10 protein-coding genes are annotated in these 23,821 nt (G+C 69.9%); all 10 read left to right on the top strand.

All coding sequences use genetic code 11. The features are described from left to right. Positions 1 to 47: 47 nt before the first annotated feature. The 10 genes from AB0K34_RS05350 (at position 48) to AB0K34_RS05305 (ending at position 23,774) form a co-directional block, all read left to right on the top strand. On the top strand, positions 48 to 2,711 hold the full coding sequence (locus AB0K34_RS05350) for an HAD family hydrolase (RefSeq protein ID WP_301176427.1): 2,664 nt from the start codon (positions 48 to 50) through the stop codon (positions 2,709 to 2,711). Next, the gene (locus tag AB0K34_RS05345; RefSeq protein WP_364545809.1) at positions 2,698 to 3,795 is read left to right on the top strand and encodes a class I SAM-dependent methyltransferase; all 1,098 of its coding nucleotides are present in this window, start codon (positions 2,698 to 2,700) and stop codon (positions 3,793 to 3,795) included. The genes AB0K34_RS05350 and AB0K34_RS05345 overlap by 14 nt, the downstream gene beginning before the upstream one ends. Beyond that, positions 3,792 to 5,396, top strand: a complete 1,605-nt coding sequence (locus AB0K34_RS05340; protein ID WP_364545806.1) for a DUF2142 domain-containing protein — start codon at positions 3,792 to 3,794, stop codon at positions 5,394 to 5,396. Before AB0K34_RS05345 ends, AB0K34_RS05340 begins: the two co-directional genes overlap by 4 nt. Beyond that, a complete protein-coding gene (locus AB0K34_RS05335) occupies positions 5,332 to 6,222 on the top strand; it encodes a class I SAM-dependent methyltransferase (RefSeq protein WP_364545803.1) in 891 nt (296 codons plus the stop codon). Before AB0K34_RS05340 ends, AB0K34_RS05335 begins: the two co-directional genes overlap by 65 nt. 267 nt (positions 6,223 to 6,489) lie before the next feature. Further along, the gene (locus AB0K34_RS05330) at positions 6,490 to 8,529 is read left to right on the top strand and encodes a hypothetical protein (protein ID WP_364545801.1); all 2,040 of its coding nucleotides are present in this window, start codon (positions 6,490 to 6,492) and stop codon (positions 8,527 to 8,529) included. A gap of 426 nt (positions 8,530 to 8,955) precedes the next feature. Next, on the top strand, positions 8,956 to 13,104 hold the full coding sequence (locus tag AB0K34_RS05325; protein ID WP_364545798.1) for a LamG domain-containing protein: 4,149 nt from the start codon (positions 8,956 to 8,958) through the stop codon (positions 13,102 to 13,104). 122 nt (positions 13,105 to 13,226) lie between these two features. After that, on the top strand, positions 13,227 to 18,917 hold the full coding sequence (locus AB0K34_RS05320; protein WP_364545796.1) for an RHS repeat-associated core domain-containing protein: 5,691 nt from the start codon (positions 13,227 to 13,229) through the stop codon (positions 18,915 to 18,917). Between the two features lie 48 nt (positions 18,918 to 18,965). Next, positions 18,966 to 20,189, top strand: a complete 1,224-nt coding sequence (locus AB0K34_RS05315; RefSeq protein WP_364545793.1) for a polymorphic toxin-type HINT domain-containing protein — start codon at positions 18,966 to 18,968, stop codon at positions 20,187 to 20,189. Between the two features lie 10 nt (positions 20,190 to 20,199). Next, positions 20,200 to 20,523: a hypothetical protein gene (locus AB0K34_RS05310; RefSeq protein WP_364545790.1), complete on the top strand. Its 324-nt coding sequence runs from the start codon at positions 20,200 to 20,202 to the stop codon at positions 20,521 to 20,523. A gap of 323 nt (positions 20,524 to 20,846) precedes the next feature. Continuing rightward, on the top strand, positions 20,847 to 23,774 hold the full coding sequence (locus AB0K34_RS05305) for an ATP-binding protein (protein ID WP_364545787.1): 2,928 nt from the start codon (positions 20,847 to 20,849) through the stop codon (positions 23,772 to 23,774). Positions 23,775 to 23,821: the final 47 nt, after the last annotated feature.

Below are 23,821 nucleotides of genomic sequence, written 5' to 3'. Positions count from 1 at the left end.
CGGGGCAGCGGCCGCCGCCGGTCCGGAGCCAGGGGAGAGGTACGGCGTTGACCAAGCAGGAAGCCGGGAGCCCGTTGCTCGACAACGTGCGTCGCATCGTCGCCGACAGGGCGTGCTCCGTGCTGTCCCTGGACATCTTCGACACCGTGCTGTGGCGCCGCGTCCCCCGGCCCGCCGACGCGTTCGGCCTGCTCGGCTCCCGGCTGCGGGACGCGGGCCTGTGCCCGCCGTGGGTGACCGACGCGACGTTCCGCCGGATGCGCATCGCGGCTGAGGACGCCGCCCGCCGCGACCGCGGCACCCTCGGCCCCGAAGTCTCGCTGTTCGACATTTGGCGCGCCATGCCGGACGGCGTCTTCGGCCCGGTGCCCCTAGAGCAGCTCGTCGACGCCGAACTGCGGCTGGAACGGGAGCTCACCATCGTCGACCTCGACATCGCCGAGGTCGTGCGGGCGGCGCGCAAGCAGGACATCGAGGTCGTCCTGGTGTCCGACACCTACTTCACCGACGACCAGCTCGCGCGGCTCCTCGACCGCCCCGAGCTGGGCCCGATGGACTCCGTCCGGATCTTCCGTTCCAACCAGCACGGCACCGGCAAGGCGACCGGCCTCTGGGAGATCGTCCTGCGCGACCTCGGCCGCAGCCCCGAGCAGATCGTGCACATCGGCGACCACGAGGTCGCCGACCACGAGGTGCCGTCCGCGCTCGGCGTCCGCACGGTGCACTACCGGCGGCTCGACGACGCCTACCTGGACGTGCTGCGCCGCGAGAAGGAGCCCGTCCAGCCGTTCGGCGACCACGCCCCCGACCTGGACGACCGGTACGGCGACTTCGGCCTCACCAGCCTGCGCGCCAAGGCCGTCCACTCGGGGGTCCCGTTCACCACGTCGGCGCTGGACGTCGCGTGGCGGTACGGCGCCGGCGTGCTCGGCCCGGTCCTGACGGGGTTCGCCGAATGGGCTGCGTGGAAGGCGCACGACGCCGGCACCCGCAGGCTGTGGTGCTCGATGCGCGAGGGCGAACTGCTCTCCCGGCTGATCAACGAGGCCGCGGCGGCACGGGGGTGGGACGTCCACGCCAGGCCCGTCTGGCTGTCCCGGTTCGTGACGTCGCTGGCGGGGCTCGACCCGCACGACACCGGTGCGGTGCACGCCTTCATCCGGTCCGGCTACCGGCTCACCGTCCGGCAGGCGCTGACCGTCCTCGAACTGCAGCCGGGCGACGTGCCGGGCCTCGCCGCCGAGCTGGACACCGTCATCGACAACGGCGACATCGCCGACCGTGTCGCCCGCGCGCTGACCGAGACCCCGCACCTGTGCAACCGGCTCGCGGTGACGGTCACCGCCGCCCGCGAACGCATGCTCAGGTCGCTGCGGGACGCCGGCGCCCTCGACGACCCGGAACTGACCCTCGTCGACCTCGGCTGGGGCGGGACGATCCAGCGGCAGCTCGCCCGCGCCCTGGAGATCGCGCGCATCGACGTCCGGGTGTCCGGCCTGTACCTGGCCACCGACAACCGCTCGGAGCGGGTCGCGCTGGCCGGGCTGCGCGCCGAGGGCTACCTGGCGCAGGCCGGGCACCCCGCGCACGTCGCCGCGACCATCACCCGCAGCCCGGAGATCGTCGAGCAGTGCGTCAACGCGCTGTGCGGCTCGCTGATCGGGTTCTCCCCGGACGGCGAGCCCGTCCTCGGCGACACCCCCGACGCGCCCTCGCAGAACGCCGAACGCCGCACCGTGCAGGACGGCGTCCTCGCCTTCCAGCAGCTGTGGAACCGCTACGTCGCCGCGTCCGGCGGGGACTGGCCGGACCTCGCCCGCCCGCCGGCCGCCCGCGACAGGCTCGCGCGGATCCTCGTGGCCGCGCTGGAGTCGCCCACCGCCGACGAGGCGTCCGTCTTCGGCAACTGGACCCACGAGGACAACTTCGGCTCCACCCTCGTCACGACCCTGCTGCCCGCCGACCTGAAACCCGCCGTCCCGTACCTGTCGCCCGGCGACCTCGGCGACCTGCACATGCGGGACTCGTTCTGGCCCGCGCTCATCGCCGCGTCCGACACCGGGCTCGGCGCCATGGTCCGCGCGATCACGGACGGCGCCATCGACCCGGAGGCGTTCGACCCCGCCGGCGAGCCGTACGAGACGCGGCTGCGGTACCGGACCGCCGACGACCGGTGGCACGAGCCCATCCGCCGCCGCGTCCGGATCAACCACAACGGGCTGTCGTTCGCCCGGATCGACTTCGAGCACCACGACACCGTCGACATCTCCCTGGCGATCCCCGGCCGCCCGGCGATCGTCCGCGTCGACTGGATCGAGGCCAAGGTCATCGCCGGCGGGCGCAGGCGAGAACAGGTGCTGCGCTGGGACAGACCGGAGGACTTCGTCGGCCTGCACTACGCCGACTGCCGGTACCTCGGCGGCAACCTCATGGAGTTCGACACCTCCTACGCGGCGGTATGGCTCCCGCTCGCCCGCCGCGCGGGGACGCCGACGGTGTCGTCCGCGCAGGTCACGATCGCGTTCGCGATGCTGCCGCAGTCGGCGTCCGGGATGGCGCCGCGGATGCCGGTCGACCGGCGGGCCGAGCGGGCCGCCCGCGCGGCGCGGCTCACCGAGCGGATGCGCGAGGAGTACCGGACGGCCGGCGTCAAGGGCGTCGCGGCCGGCGCCAGGCGAGTGGCGAGGAGGAAGCTCGGTGACGACCGCTGACCGCGGAGCCGGGGAGGCCGGGTCCCCCGCGGACCCGCACGCCCAGGCCCGCGCCGCCCGCGAGCAGCCGCTGCTGCTGCACTCGATGTCGGTGTTCCGCGAGCTGTTCGCCGCCGTCTTCGCGTGCCGGGAGATCCGCACGGTGGTCGAGGTCGGGGTGGAGTCCGGGCAGGTCAGCTCGCTGTACGCCGACCTCGGCGCGACCGTGCACTGCGTCGAGCCCGCGCCCGGCGAGGAACTGCGGGCCGTGCTGGCCGCCGACCCGCGGCTGAACCTGGTCGAGGGCCCGTCCCCGGACGTGCTCGGCGACGTGCCGGCGGCCGACCTGTACGTCCTCGACGGGGACCACAACTACGCGGTGGTCCGCCGCGAACTCGCGTGGATCATGGCGAACGCCCCCGACGCGGTGGTCGTCCTCCACGACGTCCTGTGGCCGTGCGGGCGCCGCGACTTCTACTACCAGCCGTCCCCGCTGCCGCCGGAGGACGTCCACCCGGCCACCGCCGACGGGCCGACCGTCTGGCACGACGACGTCACCCCGGCGGGCTTCGTCGGCGACGGCGTCTTCACCGTGGCCGCGCACGCGGGCGGCGAGCGCAACGGCGTCCTCACCGCCGTCGAGGACGCGCTGGCGGAGGCCGCCGACTGGCGGTTCGCCATCGTCCCCGCCGTGTTCGGGTTCGGGATCCTGATCAGGTCGGACGCCCCCGGCGCCGCCGAGATCTTCGACGCGCTGCGGCCGTACACGTCCGCGGAACTGCTCGCCGCGATGGAGAACAACCGGATCGCGCTCTACACCCGCGTCCTGCAACTCCAGTACGAGGCCGAGGCCCGCACCGAGGACGCGAACCGCCTGGCGGAGACCGTCACCGCCCAGCAGCGCGAGATCGCCCGGCTCCGCGCAGAACTCGACCGATCCCGCGCCGAAACCGCGGCCCATCGCCACGATCTGCAGGCGCTGCGTGCGGAACTGGACAAGCCGCCGGCCCCGCAGAGCCAGGACCAGGAGTTGGGTGCGGCCGTGTCGCAACTCGGGCGCGCGCTCTCGGCGCGCATCCGCAAGAACCCGGGAGCCTCCCGATGACCGGGCGGCTCTCCGCCACGCGGCTCCGGGCGATCACGATCCTGGCCTTCTTCGGCTTCTTCGCGGTCGGCGCCGGCTGGGCGATCGCCATGCCGTGGGACGGCGGGCCGGACGAGCAGTCGCACATCACCCGCGCGGCGGGTGTGGTCGGCGGGGACTTCGCCGCGCCGCCCGACTACGTCACCGTTCCGGAGATCTCGCGACCGCTGGCCGGAACCCACCAGACCATCCCGGACGGTGTCGCCCATCCGTCGCCGCCGTGTTTCGCGTTCAAGCCTCAGCAGCCGGCGGACTGCGCACAGGTGAAGTCGGAGACGCCGCACAAGCCGGTGGAGAAGTTCACCGCCGGTGCCGGCCGCTACCAGCCCACGTACTACGCGGTGGTCGGCTGGCCGCTCAAGTGGTGGCCGGGCGAGGGCGGGTTGCTGCTGGCCCGCCTGGTCAGCGCAGCGCTGTCGGCCGCCTTCCTGGCGGCCGCGGTGTACAGCGTGCTGGCCTGGTCCCGGCGCCCGTTCCTGCTGGCCGGGCTACTGATCGCCACCACGCCCATGGCGATGCACCTTGGCGGTGTGATCAACGCGAACGGCCTGGAGATCACGGCGGCGATCGCGATGTGGACGGCGCTGATCCCCCTGGTCCGCGGGGAGGGACCGCCCGACCGGAGGCTGCTGGTCCTGGCCGGCGTCTCGGCGGTGACGGTCGCGTGGACGCGGCCGGACGGGCCCATGACCGTCGCGCTCGCCCTCGTGATCCTGGCGGGCACCGCAGGCCGGCCCCGGCTCGGTACGTTGATCCGCGACCGCGGAGCGTGGATCTTCGGGCTCACCGCGACCGTCGCATGCGGCCTGTCGGCGGTCTGGACACTCGCCATGAAGGCCACGGAACTCGTCCCCGTTCCGGGCGGCGCGGGGCTCGGCGTCACCGATGCCCTGCGGCTGGTGATCGTCGAGCGGACGTCCTTCTACCTGAAGTCGATGATCGGGCAGTTCGGCTGGGTGGACGTGGAGATGCCCGATGCGTACTACGCGATCTGGTTCGCCGCGACCGGCTTCCTCGTCCTCGCCGCGCTGGCGGCCGGGGGCCGCGCCGACCGGCTGCGGCTCGCCGCGGTGGTCGCGGCCGCGTTCGCGCTTCCGCTGTGGATGGACGTCATGGGCGCCGAAGAGAACGGGATGATGGCGCAGGGCCGGTACATCCTGCCGAGCGCGGTCGGCGCCGCGGTCCTCGCCGCGCACATCATCGATGAGCGCAGCCCGTTCGCGTCGAGTTTCGCGCGTTCGGCCACCGGCTGGCTGGCCGTGTTCCTCCTTCCCGCGCAGTTGGTCGGGCTGGCGTACGCGATGGTCCGGTACCAGCACGGGCTCTATGCGCCCGTCCCGGCGGTGAACCCGCTGAACGGCGTCTGGCAGCCGTCCCTCGGCCCGGCCACGGCGCTCGGGACGGCGGCTGCCGGCCTCCTCGCGCTCGGCGCGATGATCTGGCTGGCCACCTCCTCACGGACCGGGGGCATGCCGTCTCTCAGAGAGGGGTCTGCAAATGACGGACTACGTCGCGACCACAGCGATGCACCAGAGCACGTGGGGGACGTTCCTGGAACCTGACCCGGCGCTCGCAGAGGCCGATGACCTCCACGAGGCCCTGCACATCCCGATCCAGGGCGGGCATCACGCGGAGTTCGGCCTCTTCGCGGGCAAGAACGCGGTCTTCGATCGGACGATCGCCAGGATCGAGAGTGTCGACCTGGTGTACGAGGACCAGTGCAGCGCCTACCACTACTTCGACCTCTTCACCCGCGTCGAGCGCTGCCACGGGGAGCTTTCCAGGCTCGTCGACGTCGGCGTCTTCATGGGCGGATCCGCCGCCGTCCTCGCCGGGTGTGTCGAGCCGATGGGACTCGAACTCGACCTGGTCGACGTCAACGACGTCTATCTGAGGTTCACCCATGAGCGGCTGAGGCGTGCTTTTCCCCGGGCCATGACAAGGGTCCGCATGTTCCACGGTGACCTGGCGACCTATGTGGCTTGCGTCCTCACCGGCGAGCCGCAGACGCGCGCGATGGTGCACCATGACGGTGCCCACAACTTCGACCAGGTCGTTAAAGACCTCAGTTCGCTCTTCTACGTCCGAGACCGTGTCCACAGCCTGGCGATCCAGGCCACCCATCTCCGCGGCGACATCGCCTACCTGAACTTCGTGGACGCCGCCGTTCACGCCATGTTCGGGATCGGGGTGAAGTACGAGGCCATGGGCGCCCGGTTCCCGCATGACGCGCCGGTGACGCACCCGAACCAGTGGGACGGCAACTACTTCCTGGCCGACACTCCCGAGGGCATGTACGTCCGGTTCGACAGTGTGGAGTGGAAGTACCCGCATCCGTCGATGGAGCTGGAGACGTTCCTCCCGGTGAAGGCGGACCCCGTCGGCTGATCCCCGTGCGCGCCCCCCCGCATTGGCCGGGTGTGGCCAGGGGCCTGCGTGTGGGTTGTCTGATCTTCGGCGCAGGTGGGCGTTGTGACCGGAATGTCGGGGATAGGGGTGCATCTAGGGAGCTGTTCCCTTGAACGAGAGGCAGTGAGGCGGGAAGGTCTTTACCCTGGGACATGCAGGTAACCGACCGCAGGAAAACCGAACCCGGCAACCCCGAGGCGTTCCCTCCACTCCCGCGACTCCCAGGGGTCTCTCGACGTGACGGACATGGCGAGCGGGTCCGCGATGGCGCGGCTCACACAGGCCGACCGCGTCCACGTGGGCTGGCGCTATGCGCAGGTTCACCCCGATCCGGGGCCGCCTCCGGAGGCGCCCGAGCGGCCCGGCGGGGCACCGCTGCCGCCGCCGGCGCGGCGCCCCGGCGAGCACATGGCCGGCCGCCCGCTGCGGATCGCCGTCGGCGGCACCGTCGTGTTCATCGTCCTGTTCCTGGTGTGCGGGCTGCTCGGCGTGATCCCGTGGGCGTTCGCCGGGGTGGCGCTGCTCGCGTGCCTGGTCGTCCTCGGCATCACGGGCGGCGGGCTGTGGCGGGACGAGCGGGGCGTCCGCGAACGGCTCGCGCAGGAGCGGTCCGAGGACGAGCGGCAGCGCGCCGCGCAGGCGAGGGAGCGCGAGGCCGCCGAGAAGGCGTACGCGAAGGCCCGGGCCGAATGGGAGCGCAGGCAGGCCGCGTACGAAGGGCAGCGCGAGTGGTACCCGGTCGCCGTCCCGCCCGGGGTCGACCGGCTGGACGTGGTCGGCGGCACGCTCGCCGGATGGTCGGCGGCCGTCACCACCATGGGCGCGGCCCGGCTCGCGGTGGGCGCGCGGCTCACCGTCATCGACCTGTCGGAGGGCGCGGTCGCGCACGACCTGCTGCGCCTCGCGGCCGACCGCGGCGACGACCCGCTGGTGTGGGTGCTGCCCGCCGACCTGCCCCGCCTCGACGTGACCCGCGGCCTGAACCGCGAGGCGCTGGCGGACGTCCTATCCCTGGTCGTCAGCGCGGGCGAGGAGGAAGGCGGCACCCGGGACCTGTCGTTCGACAACTCCATCCTGGAGCGGCTCATCGAGGTCCTCGGTCCCGATGCGACGATCCCGCGGATCACGGCTGCGCTGCGCGTCCTCGCCCAGGTCGGCGACCCGCGCGAAGACCTCCGGAAGGGGCTGCTGAGCGACGAGCAACTGGAGCGCATCGCCACCCTCTTCGGGCGCGACGCGACGGACCGGATCGTCGTCCGGCGGGCGTGGGCGCTGGAGGCGCAGCTCCGGAAGCTGGAGAAGCTCGCGACCGAGCCCGTGCGGCTGCCGCCGTCCAGGCTGCATGTGGTGTCGATGGACCGGCGCGCGGGCGTCCTCACCAACCGCATCCTCGGGACGTACGTGACGACCGCCCTCACCCACCGGATCCGGGAGTCCCCGCCGGGCGGACGGTGGGACCACACCCTCTTCCTCTGCGGAGCGGAGAAGCTGCGAGGAGACGTCCTCGATCGCCTCATCGACGCGTGCGAGGCGACCGGAACCGGCCTCGTGCTGATGTACCGGTCGATCCCCGGGCACGTGCGGGAGCGCCTCGGACGGCGGGGCCACGCCGCCGTCGGCTTCATGCGGCTCGGCAACCCCGAGGACGCGCGGGTCGCCGCCGAGCACATCGGCGCCGGGCAGCCGCTCCTCGTCGCGGAGATCACCGACGCGGCCGGGGAGACGCTGTTCGACGTCGCGGGGGAGACCTACGCCAGCACGGTCGCGTTCGCGCGCCCGCGCGGCGACGGCCTCACCGACCCCGTCTGGTCGCCGCTGCCGGCCCCGGCCGCCGACGACTCCGTCCTGGTGGAGGGCATCAGCTCCGCGACGGCCTGGGGCCGGACGGTCGCCGACCGCCGCTCCGACAGGCAGCGCTTCCGTGAACTGCTCGTCGAGCCACCGCAACTGCAGGAGCTTCCGCCGACCGCGATGGTGTTCACGCACTCCGGCGCCAGCGGCCGCCGCACACTGCTCGTGGACGCCAACCCCGGCATCATCACGCTGCCGACCGCGCACTCCATGGAGTTCGAGGAGTATCTCCGGGAGCAGCAGCGAGAACCGCTCCCCGAGGCCGAGGACGACGCCCTAGAGGAGCCGCGCGTCGCCGCAGACCCACCGGAGGTCCCTGCACCCCGCCGCACGGCCCGTCACGCACTGCCCCGAGGCGCGTCGCGCCCGGCTCGGATCGTCCCCCCACTGAGACCCAACGGCAAACACAAGGCCGACCCACCGTCGTCCACCTGATCTCCGTCAACCACATCGCGCGCCGATATAGCGGGTTGATGGGTTGTGTCAAGGTGCAATTATCTGCCCGGGTGGACATGGGCACTTCTGGACACCCAAATCCCTTGATTCTCCGGGTCGGCTCATCTAACCGGATCTGTTCGACGTGGTGAAGATCATCGTTGCGCGGTCGTCGAGTAGCGCAGCGTCATCTTTCAGGCGGTGGCGATTAGGACAAGACGCGCTGCGCGCTCTGTCTGGTTTACCCACTCGTCATGTGATCTGAGTCACGGTCGGTTGGTTGTTGTGGAGGGTCTTCCTGGAAGTTGATCAGCGGGTTACCTTAAGGCGGCTTTAACAACCCTTTATGTGTGGGGGTTCTTTATGGGTCGTCGTCGGGCGGTTGATGGTGCGCGTGGTGCGCGGTTGTCGTTGTGGCGGCGCCCGGTGTGGTCGGCGCGGTTGGCGGCTTTGGTGCTGGTGGCCGGTGTGGTGCAGGCGCCCGGGGCCGTGGCGGGGGCACCGGGTGCGGTGGCGCGTGCGGACGCGCCGAAACCGGCACCGACGGCGGCGGCGACTGAGCGGGAGGCGGTCGCGGCGGCGGCGCGGTCGGGCAGGCCGGTGGAGATCTTGTCGCAGCGGGGTGAGTCGCGGACGGTGCGGGCGCTGCCGAACGGGCGGATCGAGGTCGAGCAGCGGCTGCAGCCCGTGCGGACCCGCCGGGGCGGCAAGTGGGTGGACATCGATACCACGCTGCGCCGCTCGGGCGGTGGGGTGGTGCCGGCGGCGTCCACGGTCGGGCTGGTGTTCTCGGCCGGTGGGGACGGCCCGATGGTCCAGATGACCCGGGCCGGGCACCGGCTGGCGTTGTCGTGGCCGGGACGGTTGCCCGAGCCGGTGCTGGAGGGCGACACCGCGGTGTACGCGGGTGTGGCGGGCCCGGATGTGGACCTGCGGCTCCAGGCCCGCGCGGACGGCTTCTCCCACGTCCTGGTGGTCAAGACGCCGGAGGCGGCCAAGGACCCCCACGTGGCGGAGTTGGCGTTGAAGGTCTCAGCCGACCGCCTCACCGTCCGGCAGGCGCAAAACGGGGTGCTGACCGCGGCCGACAGCGGGTCGGGTGCGGGGGTGTTCGAAGCACCGGCCGCGCGCATGTGGGACTCCTCCCAGGCTGATCCGAAGGCTTCGCGGGCGCGTGCCGCGGACCCGGCTGCCGACCCGTCCGAGGGCCCGGCCGACGGCGCCAAGACCGCCCGGCTGGGGGTGGCGGTCGGCAAGGGCAAGCTCACCCTCACCCCCGACCGTGAACTGCTCACCGCTGCCGATACCCGGTTCCCGGTGTTCATCGACCCGGTGTGGACGACCAGCAAGGCCACCAGCTGGGGCATGGTGTCCTCGGGCTGGCCGGATGAGTCGTACTACAAGTTCGACGGGAAGTCGACCGAGGGTGTGGGCCGCTGCGAGGTGGCCAAGGATCCCAACTGTGTGAAGAACCAGACCAAGCGGCTGTTCTTCCGGATGCCGCTGCCGTCGATCAAGGGCCGCTACATCCAGAACGTGGAGTTCACGGCGTTCGAGACCAGTGCCTACAACTGCAGCAATCCGACGTCGGTGCAGTTGTGGCGGACGACGGCGCTGAAGTCGTATGCGACGTGGAGCAACACCAACACCTCGTCGGTGTGGCTGGAGCATCTGACCTCGCGGGATGTGGCGTACTGCTCCAGGGCGCCGGTGGAGTTCGGCGGGGCCAAGCTGCGCTCGCACGTGCAGAGCGCGGTGAACGCCGGCAACTCGACGATCACGTTCGGGTTGCGGGCCTACAGCGAGTCGACGATGGACTGGTGGAAGCGGTTCGCCGATGACGCCTACCTGAAGGTGCAGTACAACAACCCGCCGCTGCAGCCCGACACCGACACCATGTTCGCCAACCCCGGCACCAAGTGCCTCCCCAGCGGGCAGCAGCAGACCGTCAACGACCTGTCCACGGTGTACGCCTACCTCAAGGATCCCGACACCGAGGACAAGAACAAGGTGCAGGGGCAGTTCACGCTGCACTGGGCCAACAAGGCCGACGGGTCGGACTGGGGCCCCAAGTGGACCTCCTCCCTCACCCCGGCCAAGACGTCGGGGAGCCGCTTCTCGGTCACCCTGCCGTCCACCATCCCGCAGCGCACCAAGATCGGCTGGGGTGTGCGCGCCTGGGACGGCGAGCAATGGGGACCCTGGTCCTACGACGGCGCCCAGACCGGCTGCTACTTCGTCTACGACCCCGCCGTCCCGGCCAAACCCACCATCACGTCCACCGACTATCCGGCCGATGACAGCTGGCATGGCGGGGTCGGCCAGGCGGGCACGTTCACCATCTCCGACTCCGAAGGTGTCGCCGACCGGTACGTCATCACCCTCAACGACGAACCGGCCCGCACGGTGACCACCACGGCCGGCGCGCCTCAGCAGGTGCAGATCGCACCGACCCGCTCGGGCCCCAACGTGCTGACCGTTCAGGCCTTCGCTCCGTCCAACCAGAACGGGTCCACGGTCTCGTACGAGTTCCGCGCCAACACCGGCACCGAGCCAGTGGCTACCTTCACGATGGACGAGGGAGCCGGGTCGACCGAGGTGACCTCGACCGGTCCGGGGCGGCCGGCGTGGCTGCACGGTGGGGCCACGTTGGGCGGGGCGGGCAAGAACGGCACCGCGCTGACACTGGACGGGACGACCGGGTACGCCGAAAGCAGCCTGCCCGCCATCGACACCACCCAAAGCTTCACGGTCTCGGCATGGGCCAAGCCGACTGAGCACCGGCAGGGGGAACTCGTCGCCCAAGCAGGGACCTATCAAAGCGGCTTCGTCCTGGGGATGCACGCCGGTGGCGAGGCCATCTTCGAGTGGCCAACCGTCGACAACAACACCGACGGCACGCCATGGCAGTGGGCGGTAGACGACACCCCGCTTCCGCTGGGGGAGTGGAGTCACCTGGTCGGTGTGTACGACAAGACTGCGGCTCAGATGCGGCTCTATGTCAACGGTGAGCTCCAGGCGACCGGGAACGGCGTCACACCGCTAGCAACGCATGGCCCACTGCAGATTGGCCGAAGCCTCTATAACGGCTTCTTCGTCAACAATTGGCCGGGAGCGATTGACGACGTCCGGGTGTTCGACCAGGCCTTGTCCGGCACCCAGGCCCAGCAGCTCGCCGACGGCACCGTCCCCGCGGGTACGGGTCTGGTGGCGGACTGGAACATGGACGAACCGGCGGGCAACCCCTTGGTCTACAGCTCGGCCGCGCCGTGGAAGGCCACGCTCCACAACGGCGCCACCCTCGGCGCTCCCGGACAGGTGAACACCGCGCTGCAAACGGACAACACCGCACAGCAGTACGCGGCGACCGAGGGACCCGTCGTGAACACCATGCGCAGTTTCGCGGTATCGGCCTGGTTGAAGGCCGACGGCAGCGCTTCCTCGCCTAGCCGCAACTTCACCGCCGTCTCGGCGCGCGGGGAATCCAAGAGTGCGTTCTACCTGAAGTATGTGGAGGCAACAGGCCGGTGGGTGTTCGCTCGAACCGCGCAGGACAGTGATGATCCGGGCTGGTATCAGGCCACATCGAAGGATCTAGCGCAGACCGATGAGTGGACGCACGTCGTCGGGGTGTACGACGACATCTCCAAACGCCTGCGGATCTACGTCAACGGTGTACGCGGCACCGACAGCGCCGAAGTCACATCCCGCTGGCAGGCCACCGGCGGCCTGGAGATCGGACGCTCCCAGTGGGGCGGCGCCCCGGTCGACCACTGGGCCGGCCAGATCGACGACGTGCAGGTCTACGACCGGATCGTCGGCGACCGCGAAGCCGAGGAGATGGTCACCCAGCACCCGGTCCTCAAGGCCCGGTGGCTGCTCAACTCTGACGGTTCGGGTGAGACCAAGGACGGTGCGGGGCCGGGTCTGGTGCTGCACAACGGTGCGTTCATCGATCCGGCGGCCGGGTTCAAGGGCTGGGCGTCGGCGGCGGGGCTGAAGCTGGATCCGGCGGTGAAGGCGTTCGCCGAGACGACCGGTCCGGTGGTGGCGACCAACGAGAGCTTCACGGTCGCCGGGTGGGTGCGCAACGACGGGCGGCCGCTGGCGCCGGCGACGGTGTTCTCCCAGCCGGGCGCGGCGACCAATGCGTTCGCGCTGCGCTACGTCCCCGGCGACGACCCCGAGGAGCAGGGCGTCTGGCAGGTCGTGATGCACAACTCCGATGAGGGGTCGGCGACCGGGTTGACGGCGTCGCATTCGGGGTTCGTGGTGCAGGACTGGTCGCATGTGGCGGTGGTGTACGACGCGTTGCGCGACCGGGTCAGCCTGTATGTGGACGGGCAGTTGGAGCAGACCGCCGACAGCGTGTCCCAGCAGGACCAGGTGATCGGGTTCGAGGCGGCGGGCAACGGCGGGCTGCAGGTCGGCCGGACCAAGTTCGGCGCCGCCGACGGCACCGAGTACTGGACCGACGCCCTCGACGACATCTGGGCCTACCAGGGCGCACTGACCACCGAACAGATCCAGATGCTGGCCGGTGGAGCCGAACTCCCCACCGACGACGGCCCCTAGCCGCGGCGTCCGCCGCTGCGCCCTGTGCGCAGCGGCGGACCGCCCCTGACCCCCGACCGATTTCTCTTCTGCTGATCGCATGATGCCCCCCGAGCCATGGGGCGGTGGCGATGGAGGACGTCGTGAACGCAGGCCGCAAGAGGCTGGTACTGGGATCGCGCCGGGCCGTGACCGTGGTCGCGGCCGTGGTGGCGATGGCGATGCCGGCCGGGCTGCTGTCGGTGCCGCCGGTGCTGGCCGACCCGCCCCACTCCCATCGCCCCAAGGCGGCCACTCATGAGAAGCCGGTGCCGGGTCACGACCTGAAGGTCCGGCCCCGCAAGACCGCCCCCTCCCAGCCCGGGCCCGCCGCCAAAGCAGCGTGGCCGAAGCCGGGAGCCGCCGAGGTCGCCGTCCCCTCCGACACCAAGGGCTCTGGTGCACGTGCGGGCACGCTCCCCGTGCGGGTGTTGGCGCCGGGTAAGCAGGCCCGCGCAGCGCGGGCCGTGCCGGCGGCGGACCGAGTGCGGGTGCAAGTCCTCGACCGCCAGACCACCCAGCGACTCGGGGTGGACGGTCTGGCCTTCACAGTGGCGCGCACCGATGCCGACGTCCCGGGCCGGGCGAAGGTTCAGCTCGACTACTCCACATTCGCGCAAGCATTCGGCGGTGCCTACGGCGCTCGGTTGCGCCTCACGCAGCTCCCGCAATGTGCCCTGACCACCCCCGACAAGCCCGAGTGCCGCACCGGTGAACCGGTGACGACGGACAACGACGGTGCCTCCAAAACCCTGACCGCCGAAGTGGAGGCCGCCCCGGCCAGTACCACTTCCGCGAACGCGACACTGCTGGTGGCTGCGGCTTCCTCCGACAGTTCTCAGGGCGACTACGGCGCTACGTCACTGGAGGCGTCAGCGACTTGGAGCGCTGGCAGCAGCAGCGGTGACTTCACGTGGTCGTACCCGATGCGGGTGCCGCCCGTCCCCAGTGGCCTGGCGCCGAACGTCGAGCTCTCCTATTCCTCCGGCAGTGTGGACGGCAAGACCGCCAACACCAATGGGCAGCCGTCCTGGGCGGGTGAGGGGTTCTCGCTGTGGCCCGGCTTCATCGAGCGGCGCTACAAGTCGTGTGAAGATGACGATGCACCGAAGGACGAGTACGGCAACTCGCCTGGGGACCGATGCTGGGGTTACGACAACGCGACCGTCACCTGGAACGGCAAGGGCGGAGAGCTGATCAAGGCTTCCGACGGCACGTGGCGAACCGAGGGCGACGACGGAACCAAGTACGAGAAGCTCACCAGCTCGACCAATGGCAACGGTGACGACAATGGCGAGTACTGGAAGGTCACGACTACCGACGGCACCCAGTACTTCTTCGGGCTGAACCGGCTCCCCGGCTGGGAGAGCGGGAAACCCGAGACCAACTCGACGTGGACGACTCCGGTGTTCGGCGACGACGCCGACGAGCCGTGCCACGATTCGTCGTTTGCGGGGTCGTGGTGCCAGCAGGCGTACCGGTGGAACCTGGACTATGTCGTCGACCCGTCCGGCAACGCCATCAACTACACCTACGGCACCGAGACCAACCACTACGGCCGCAACCTCAAGCCCGAGGACGAGACGCCCTACATCCGCGGCGGCTACCTGAAGACGATCTCCTACGGGCTGCGCAAAGACGCGCTGTTCGCCAAGGCGCCGGCACAGGTCGCCTTCACCACCTCCGAGCGCTGCATCCCCGACGACAACTTCGACTGCGACCCCTCCAAGATCGGCAGCAACCCCGACAAGTGGTGGGACGTCCCATGGGACCTCAACTGCAACTCCGGCCAGGAGTGCAAGGACACCCACGGCACCAGCACACCCACCTTCTGGTCCCGTAAGCGGCTGACCAAGGTCACCACACAGATCCTCAAGCCGGACGCGTCCGGGTACCGGCCGGTGGACTCCTGGGCTCTGGACCACCAGTGGAAGATGGCCGACATCGAGCGCGACCTGGTGCTGAAGGAGATCGAGCACACCGGGAACGCCTCGACCGACGGCAGTGCTCCGGTGACGTTGCCGAAGGTGACGTTCAACCACGTCCAGATGGACAACCGGCTGGACAAGACCGGCGACGACATCCTGGCCTACACCCGCTACCGGCTCGGCGCGATCTACGACGAGTCCGGCGGGCAGATCGACATCGCCTACTCCGACCCCGACTGCACCCTGGCCAACCTGCCGACACCCGAGACCAATACCACCCGCTGCATGCCGGTCATCTGGACACCACCGGGCCACGAAGACCCCATCACCGACTGGTTCCACAAATACGTGGTCACCTCCGTCATCCAGACCGACCGCACCGGCCTGGCCCCCGACATGGCCACCAAATACCAATACCTCGGCGGCGCGGCCTGGCACTTCGACGACGATGACGGGCTGACCAAGGAGAAGAACAAGACCTGGTCGCAATGGCGCGGCTACGGCCAGGTCCGCACCCTCACCGGCGACTTCGACAACCCCGCCGCCCAGACCGACACCTACTACCTGCGCGGCATGGACGGCGACCGCAAGAACAAAGACGGCGGTCAGAAGAGCGTCACCGTCTCCGACGGAGAAGGCGGCACCTACACCGACCACGACGCCCTCGCCGGGTTCACCCTCAAGACCGTCCAGTACACCGCCCCCGGCGGCAGCGTCCATAGCAAGACGGTCAACACCCCGTGGCGCACGCAAACCGCCTCCCGCACCCGCTCCTGGGGCACAGTCACGGCGAATGTCGTCGCGGTCGACACGACCCGCACGTGGACGGCCAAGGACGGCGGCGGCTGGACCGAGACCAAAACCGACAACAGCTTCGTGAGTTCCGGTCCGGGCGTTGGCCGAACGACGTCTGTCAACGATCTCGGAGATACCAGTACCAGTAGCGACGACAAGTGCACCCGCACCACCTACGCCGACAACACCGGCGCCTGGATGGTCTCCTACCCGTCCCGGGTCGAAACCGTGTCGGTCGCCTGCACCGCCACCCCGAACCGTCCCGCCCAGGTCGTCTCCGACTCACGGACCTACTACGACAACGGCGCTTACGCTGAGGCCCCGTCCGAGGGCCAGGCGACCAAGGTCGAGAAGCTCTCCGGCTATAACGGAGGCACCCCGCAGTACATCACGCAGGCCACCACCGTCTACGACGACCTCGGTCGCGCAACCGAAGTCAAGGACGCGCTGGGGCAGGCCACCACCACCGCGTACACCGAAACCCAGGGCCTGACCACCCAGACGCGGGTCACCACTCCGCCGGCCACGCCTGGAAACGCATCGACGGCCCTCACAACAAGCCAGCAACTGGATCCTGCCTGGGGGCAGCCGACTCGCACCACCGATGCCAACGGACTGAGCACCGACCTGGTGTACGACGGATTGGGCCGGTTGCGAAAGGTGTGGCTGCCCAACCGCTCCAAGGCCAACGGCCATAAACCCAACCACGAGTTCGAGTACCAGGTGGCCGAGGGACAGATTGTCGCGGTCACCACCAAGGCCCTCACCGCCGGCGGTGGGCAGCGCATCGCCAGGGTCGAGTTGATGGACGGGTGGCTTCGTCCTCGGCAGACCCAAGTGCCCGCCCCGGCCGGACGCCTCATCAGCGACACCTTCTACGACACTCGCGGGCAGGTGGCCAAGTCCTACGCGGCGTACCCGGCCGCAGGCGCTCCCGAGACCGCACTGTTCGGGGTCGGCACTCCCGGCAACGTCGAGACGCAGACCCGCACCGAGTACGACGGCCTGGGCCGCAAGACCATCGAGAAGGCGATGAAGGGGAACGGGTCGCAGCCCGAGCAGGAGCTGTGGCGCACCACCTACTCCTACGGGGGCGGCAACCGCACCTCGGTCACCCCGCCCGGCGGCGGCACTCCCACCGCGCAGATCACCAATGCCCGCGGTCAGGTGGTCGAGCGGCGCCAGTACAAGGCGGCCACCCCGACCGGGGAGTTCGACGCCACCACCTACACCTACACACCGGCCGGGGAGATCGCCTCGGTCACCGACCCGTCCGGAAACACCTTCACCACCACCTACGACCTGCGCGGCCGCAAGACCAAGACCACCGACCCCGACAAGGGCACCACCACCTTCACCTACGACGACCTCGACCGCGTCACCTCCACCACCGACGCACGCGACAAGAAGGTCTTCACCACCTACGACGGTCTGGGCCGCAAAACCGCGACCCACGAAGGCGCCGCAGACGGACCACTGCTCACCTCCTACACCTACGACACGGTCACTGACGGCAAGGGCAAACTCACCAAGTCGGTCCGGCACCACGACGGCGCCCAATACGTCAACGAGATCCGTGGCTACGACGAACTCGGACGCATCGAAGCCGCCACCGTCACCGCCCCCTCCCAGCAGGGGCCGCTGGCAGGGACGTACCTGTTCTCCACCGCCTACAACCTCGACGGCACCGTGCAGAGCAGCGGCCTGCCCGGCGCCGGTGGACTGCCCATCGAGACCGTCGTCAACACCTACGACGCCTGGCAGCGGCCCACCCGCATGGCCAGCGCCAAGGGCACCTACGTCAACGACACGGTCTACACCCCCACCGGCAAGCCCTCGATCATCGAGATGGGCACCGCACCGAAACGGGCCTGGCAGACCTTCGGCTACCAGTACGGCACCCAGCGGCTGGACACCGCCAAGACCTTCCGTGAGGGCATCGACGGCAACGACCGGTACGCCACCTACCACTACACCGACTCCGGCGCCATCACCTCCGTCACCGACGACTCCCGCGACGGCGTCGACAACCAGTGCTTCACCTACGACCACCTCCAGCGCCTCACCCACGCCTGGACGCAGGGCACCACCGACCTGTGCGCCACCCAACCCACCGCCTCACTGATCGGCGGCCCCGCCCCGTACTGGCAGTCCTTCACCTATGACAAGGCCGGCAACCGCACCGGCGAAACCCGCCACGGCATCGCCGGCACCGCCGACACCACCCGCACCTACACCTACGCACCCGCCGGACAGGGCAACCGCCTCACCCAGGTCACCCAGACCGGCCCGGCAGGCAACCGCACCGACACCTACGGCTACGACGCCACCGGCAACACCACGACCGTCCAGACCGCCGATGGCAGTCCCTCCACCGCAACCCAAACCTTCGATTGGGGCACCGAGGGGCAACTGGCCAAGGTCACCGAGAACGGCAACGACGAAACCTACATATACGATGCCGACGGCAACCGCCTCGTCCGCAGAGACCCCGCCGGCACCACCCTCTACCTGCCCGGCGGCACCGAGCTACGCGCTCTGAGCGGCGCCACCACCGCGACCGGCACCCGCTACTACAGCTTTGCCGGACAGACCGTCGCCATGCGCACTTCCAACGGCGCCGTCACCTATCTGTCCGCCGACCACCAGGGCAGCGGTCAGGTGGCCGTCAACGCCACCACCCAGGCCGCCACTGTCCGCCGCTTCACCCCCTTCGGCTCCATCCGCGGCTTCGACGAAGACGCGACCTGGCCCAACGACAAGGGCTTCGTCGGCGGCACCCAGGACCCCACCGGCCTCACCCACCTCGGCGCCCGCGAATACGACCCCGACACCGGCCGCTTCATCTCCGTCGACCCGCTCATGGACCAGGCCGACCCGCAGCAGATGAACGGCTACACCTACGCCAACAACAGCCCCGTCACCAACGCCGACGCCGACGGCAACATGTGCTACCGCACACCCGACGGCACCGAATGCTTCAACGGGGACGGAGTCGACCGACGGCCCACCAAACACGGCTACTCCGTCTATGACCGCAAGGGCAGATGGGTCAGCTCGACCAGTCCCTGAGGAGTGCTGACCCGCCATGGGACGAGCGCCCCGAGCTATCCACGGGGCATGAAGCTCCCACCCGCAACGATGCCGCGAGACGAGCGGCAGATCGCCCTGCGCTCCATCGTCACGCGGATGATGGGAATAGCGAAAACCGCTCCAGAGCTCCAGCGTTACAACCAGGCTAGGAACGCCTTCTGCGCCGAATTCGTAACCGACAGCATCTGTGGCGAGATGGGAGCTCCCAGCTGGCATACACTGCTGGACATTTTCGGAATAATGCCTTACGTCGGACCCGCCGCAGACGGCGCGAATGCCATCTACTACGGGCTGGAGGGCAAGCCGGGCGAAGCGTCCTTCTCCTTGCTGTCCGTGATACCGATTCTCGGAGATATCGCCGGAGCGGGAAAAGTTGGAGTCAAGGGATCGAAGGCACTCAAGGCGGCGCGGTCGCTCGGAATGTGCAGCAGCTTCGTGCCCGGAACGCAAGTGCTCATGGCGGACGGTGCAAAGAAGCGGATCGAGGATGTCAAGGTCGGTGACAAGGTTCTCGCCACCGATCCGGAAACCGGTAGGACCGAAGCGCAGCCCGTACTCGGAACAATCGTCAGTGCGGGCGAAAAGAATCTCATTCAGATCGCTGTCGACGCGGAGGCTCCCGCCCTCGGCTGGATGACCGGTGAAGCATTCGGACCTGCGACTGCGGCACCCCTCGTCCTTCAGAAGTCGAAGAGCGGCGTGCTCATCGCCACCGACAACCACCCCGTCTGGGTCGCCGGCGACGTCAACGCCTGGGTCGAGGCGGGCGATCTCGAACCCGGTATGTGGCTTCGTACCGGTGCCGGAACCTACGTGCAGGTCGCCGCCACTGGAAGGCGGGCCGTCGAACACCAGCGCGTCCATAACCTCACCGTCGCCAACACCCACACGTACTATGTGGCAGCGGACGGTGCGCCGGTCCTCGTGCACAACGCCGATCAGTCGTGCCTGGTGATGTCCTCGATCGTCAGCGAGGATCCCCTCCTGGTCAGGGCCGCGCAGAGGGCGGGCAGGGATCAGACGGTGCAGCGCGAGATGGACAACCTGTTCAGGCAGCTCGCGAATGGGAACATGAACCCGGGGATCGGAACCAGCGCGCTTGAAGGCACCGATGTCTACTATGCGCGCGGCGCGAATGGGGCGCGTCTGTTCTTCAGGAACGTGGAGGGAGGCGTTCAGGTCGTCGGCAAGGCGGATAAGAAGAACGAGCAAAGGGTAATAAACAGGCTGTTGGAGATGTATGGCGAGTAGTCCATTCCATGTGGTTGCCACGGACGACTTCGAAGCTACGTTCATGCTGGGAAGGGATGATGAACCCGACTCGGTGGAGAATGTTGATGTGGAGGTCACGTTCTCGGATGGAACGCGGTGGGGGGCGACCTTCCTCACGGTTCGTGAGATAGAGCGGATCATGGATCGCTGGCGCATGAGCGGGGAGGGGCAGAACGGCACCGTTTTTCGCTGCCCTGACCTAGTGATAGTGCGTGACGGTGGCGTTCGTGCGATCACCGCGGTACTGGAGTCGGCGGTCAGTCAAGACGGGCGTTCCGATCTCCTCACCTATCTGGGCCCGCCGGAGGTCTGATCGGACGGCTGCTTCGGCAAGGCGGTCGGCGGGCGGCCGGGAACTCCACCAGATCGGTGCCGGATTCATGGCCTCCGCGCGCGGCCCGCGCGCTCAGCCGGCTCTTGGCCCTGTTCCTCGGAGGAATCGGCCGGCCCGGTCACTGATCGGGGTGTGAAGGTTTTCGCGGGGCGTTGGCGTGGGGCGGGGTGGGGCGTCAGGATGCTGGGGTGACTTTGCCGCCTGGGATGCCGCCGCTGCCGCCCTATCGAGGGGGGAGCGGGGTTCCGCCGGGTGGGCCGCCGGCGGGGATGCGGGGCGGGCCGCCGGAGCATCAGCCGTTCGTGCTGCCGGGGCCCTGGTACCGGATCCAGGCGATTCCGGCGCCGCAGCGGGACGGGTCGGCGGAGTGGGACTTCGTGAGCGTGCTGCCCGCGGCGCTGTCGGCGGCGCGGCGGGGCAGGCCGTTCGTGGTGGGGTGGTTGTCGGCGGGGGCGGGCGCGCCCCTGGAGCTGATCACCAATGCGGGGCCGATCGGGACGCCGGTACCGGGTGTCGAGACGCACGGGCTGCTGTTCCCCAGCGGGGCGCGGGGGGTGCCCGTCGGGGACGGGTGGCTGCGGCAGGCGGAGCGGATGACGTGGACGCGGTGTCCGGGACGGCTCGCGCCGCAAGGGGCCGCGGGTGGGCCCGGGTTGTTCGAGGCGACGCTCGTGACGTTGATGGAGCGTCCGTTCGGGTGGTTCGTCGTCGCCGATCCGTGCGACGAGCGGATGATCGATGAGGAGATGCGGGAGCTGCACCACGAGCTGCGCATGCTCCGGAGGGGTGAGGACGAGCACGCGCGGCTGGCGGTGGCGCGGGCCGACCAGCGGCTCGCCGAGCTGGACGCGTTCCGCGAGGCCGGGTTGTGGCAGGTCAGGGTGGTGGCGGGGGCGGCGTCGCAGGACGAGCTCGGGCAGATCGCGCCCGTGCTGGTCGGGTCGATGGAGCTCGGGCACCATCCGTACCGGCTGAGGTCGGGGCAGGGGAGCGGGTCGTTCGCCGAGATGCTCAGCCCCGGGATGCCGCCCGTGCCGGTGCGGCCGATGGCGGAGGCGGAGCAGCGGTTCCCGTTCGTCGCCACGGCGGGCGCGCTGGCGGCCTTGGCCGGGCTGCCGCGGCGGGAGGTCCCCGGGCTGCGGGTGCTGGAGGCCGGGTACTTCGACGTCACGTCGGAGACCGAGCCGCAGGGCGGGGAGCCGCAGATCGAGCTGGGCGCCATCCTGGACGGGCAGGATCGAGAGGTCGGACGGTTCGCCGTGCCCCGCTCGACCATCAACCGGCATGTTTTCGTGACGGGCGCCACGGGAGCCGGGAAGTCGCAGACCGTGCGGCATCTGCTGGAGCAGTTGACGCGGGCGGGCATTCCCTGGCTGGCGATCGAGCCGGCGAAGTCGGAGTACGCGGCGATGGCGGGGCGCATTCAGGATCTGGGCGGGCCGGTGACGGTGGTGAATCCGTCCGACCCTGATTCAGTGCCGTTGTCGGTGAATCCACTCGCGCCGGAGCCGGGGTATCCGGTGCAGGCGCATATCGACATGGTGCGGGCGCTGTTCCAGGCCGCGTTCGACGCGGAGGAGCCGTTCCCGCAGATCATGGCGCAGGCGCTTCAGCGGGTGTACGAGAACAACGGGTGGGACGTGGTGACGGGCGCGGGTGTGCCCGGGTCGCTGATCGAGCCCGCGGTTCCGACGTTGGAGCAGTTGCAGAACGCGGCGCTCCAGGTCATCCAGGATGTCGGGTACGGGCGCGAGTTGATGGCCGATGTGCAGGGGTTCGTCGATGTGCGGCTGCGGTCGCTGCGCATCGGGTCCGCTGGGCGGTTCTTCGAGGGCGGGCACCCGGCCGATATCGGCGGGATGCTGCGCGACAACATCGTCCTCGCGATCGAGGACGTCGCGAACGACGAGGACAAGGCGTTCCTCATGGGGACGCTCATCATCCGCATCGTCGAGCATCTGCGGATGCGGGAGCGGAAGCGCGACAGGGCGACGGGGTCGGTGCTGCGGCACGTCATCGTCATCGAGGAGGCGCATCGGCTGCTTCGCAATCGGGGGCCCGAGCGCGGCAGTTCGCACGCGGTGGAGTTGTTCGCCGGGATGCTCGCCGAGATCCGGGCCTATGGCGAGGGCATCATCGTCGCCGAGCAGATTCCGACGAAGCTGGTTCCGGACGTCATCAAGAACACGGCGTTGAAGGTCGTCCACCGGCTGCCGGCGTTCGACGACCGGCATCAGGTCGGCGCGGCGATGAACCTGGACGGCGACCAGTCGCGTGAGGTGGTGTCGCTGCGTCCCGGGGTCGCGGCGGTGTTCGCGGACGGCATGGACCGTCCGCTGCGGGTCCGGGTGCCGCTGGGCGAGGGGCGCGAGGCGGAGCTGCCCGGTCCGCCGCCGCCCGTGGACGGACGGCGCTCCGCGGCCTGCGGCTGCGAATGCCGGTCGGGGCGTGCGTGCACGCTGTTCGAGTTGCGCGAGGCCGACCTCCTCGCCGGCGGGGCCGACTGGGCGTGGCTGCGGCTGTGGGCCGACACGCTCGTGCTGGCGCATGTGGTGAACCGGCCGCTGCCCGCCGTCCCGGCGGAGCTCGGGCGGTCGTGGTCGCGGCTGGCGCCCCGGCTCCGGGAGTGCGCGCTGGCGACCGTCCTCGAACGGGCCGTGACGCGGCGGTCGCGGTCGCTGCGGGCCGGCTACCCGCCGGCGGACCTCACCGCCGCCGCCGCGGACGTCGCCGGGCGGCTCCTCGGCGGTGCCGCGCCCGGTGGGGCGCCCGGCCCGCAGTGGATGATCCCGCAGGTCAAGTGGCTGCACGAGCTGGACCGCCTGTTCCCCTACGGCGGCGGCGCCCCCGACAAGCACGCCCTCGCGCCGCCGCTGGACTACCCGCTCGCCGGGCTCAAGCAGCCGCCGGACGCCAGGCTCGGCCACCGGCTGCGCGCCCTGCGCCGCCACCCGCTGTCGATGGAGCTGGCCCGCAACCGGCCGATCGCGCTCACGGCCCTGTACGGCGACGACGACCAGGCGGGCTTCTACCAGGACCTCTCCGTCGTCGCGATCGGCTTCGACGAGGACGAGCAGATCGACCACGTCGCCCGGACGATGGGCGTCACCGAGTGGCTCGAACCCGTGCTGAGCTGGTTCGAGCGTTTCGTGCACCCCTTCGAGGACCCCTCCGCCGGGCTCTCGTTCCTCGCCCCGGCCCGGGACGCGGAGGAGGCGCCCGAGTCGTGACCAAGTGTGGCCACCCGGCCACAACTGGGCGCTTTCTCACGTGTCAA

The sequence above is a fragment of the Actinomadura sp. NPDC049382 genome (genome assembly GCF_040677125.1).
In the GTDB taxonomy this organism is placed as follows: domain Bacteria; phylum Actinomycetota; class Actinomycetes; order Streptosporangiales; family Streptosporangiaceae; genus Spirillospora; species Spirillospora geliboluensis.
Note: the sequence above shows the minus strand (reverse complement) of the source record. Positions and strands in the feature narration are given on the sequence as shown.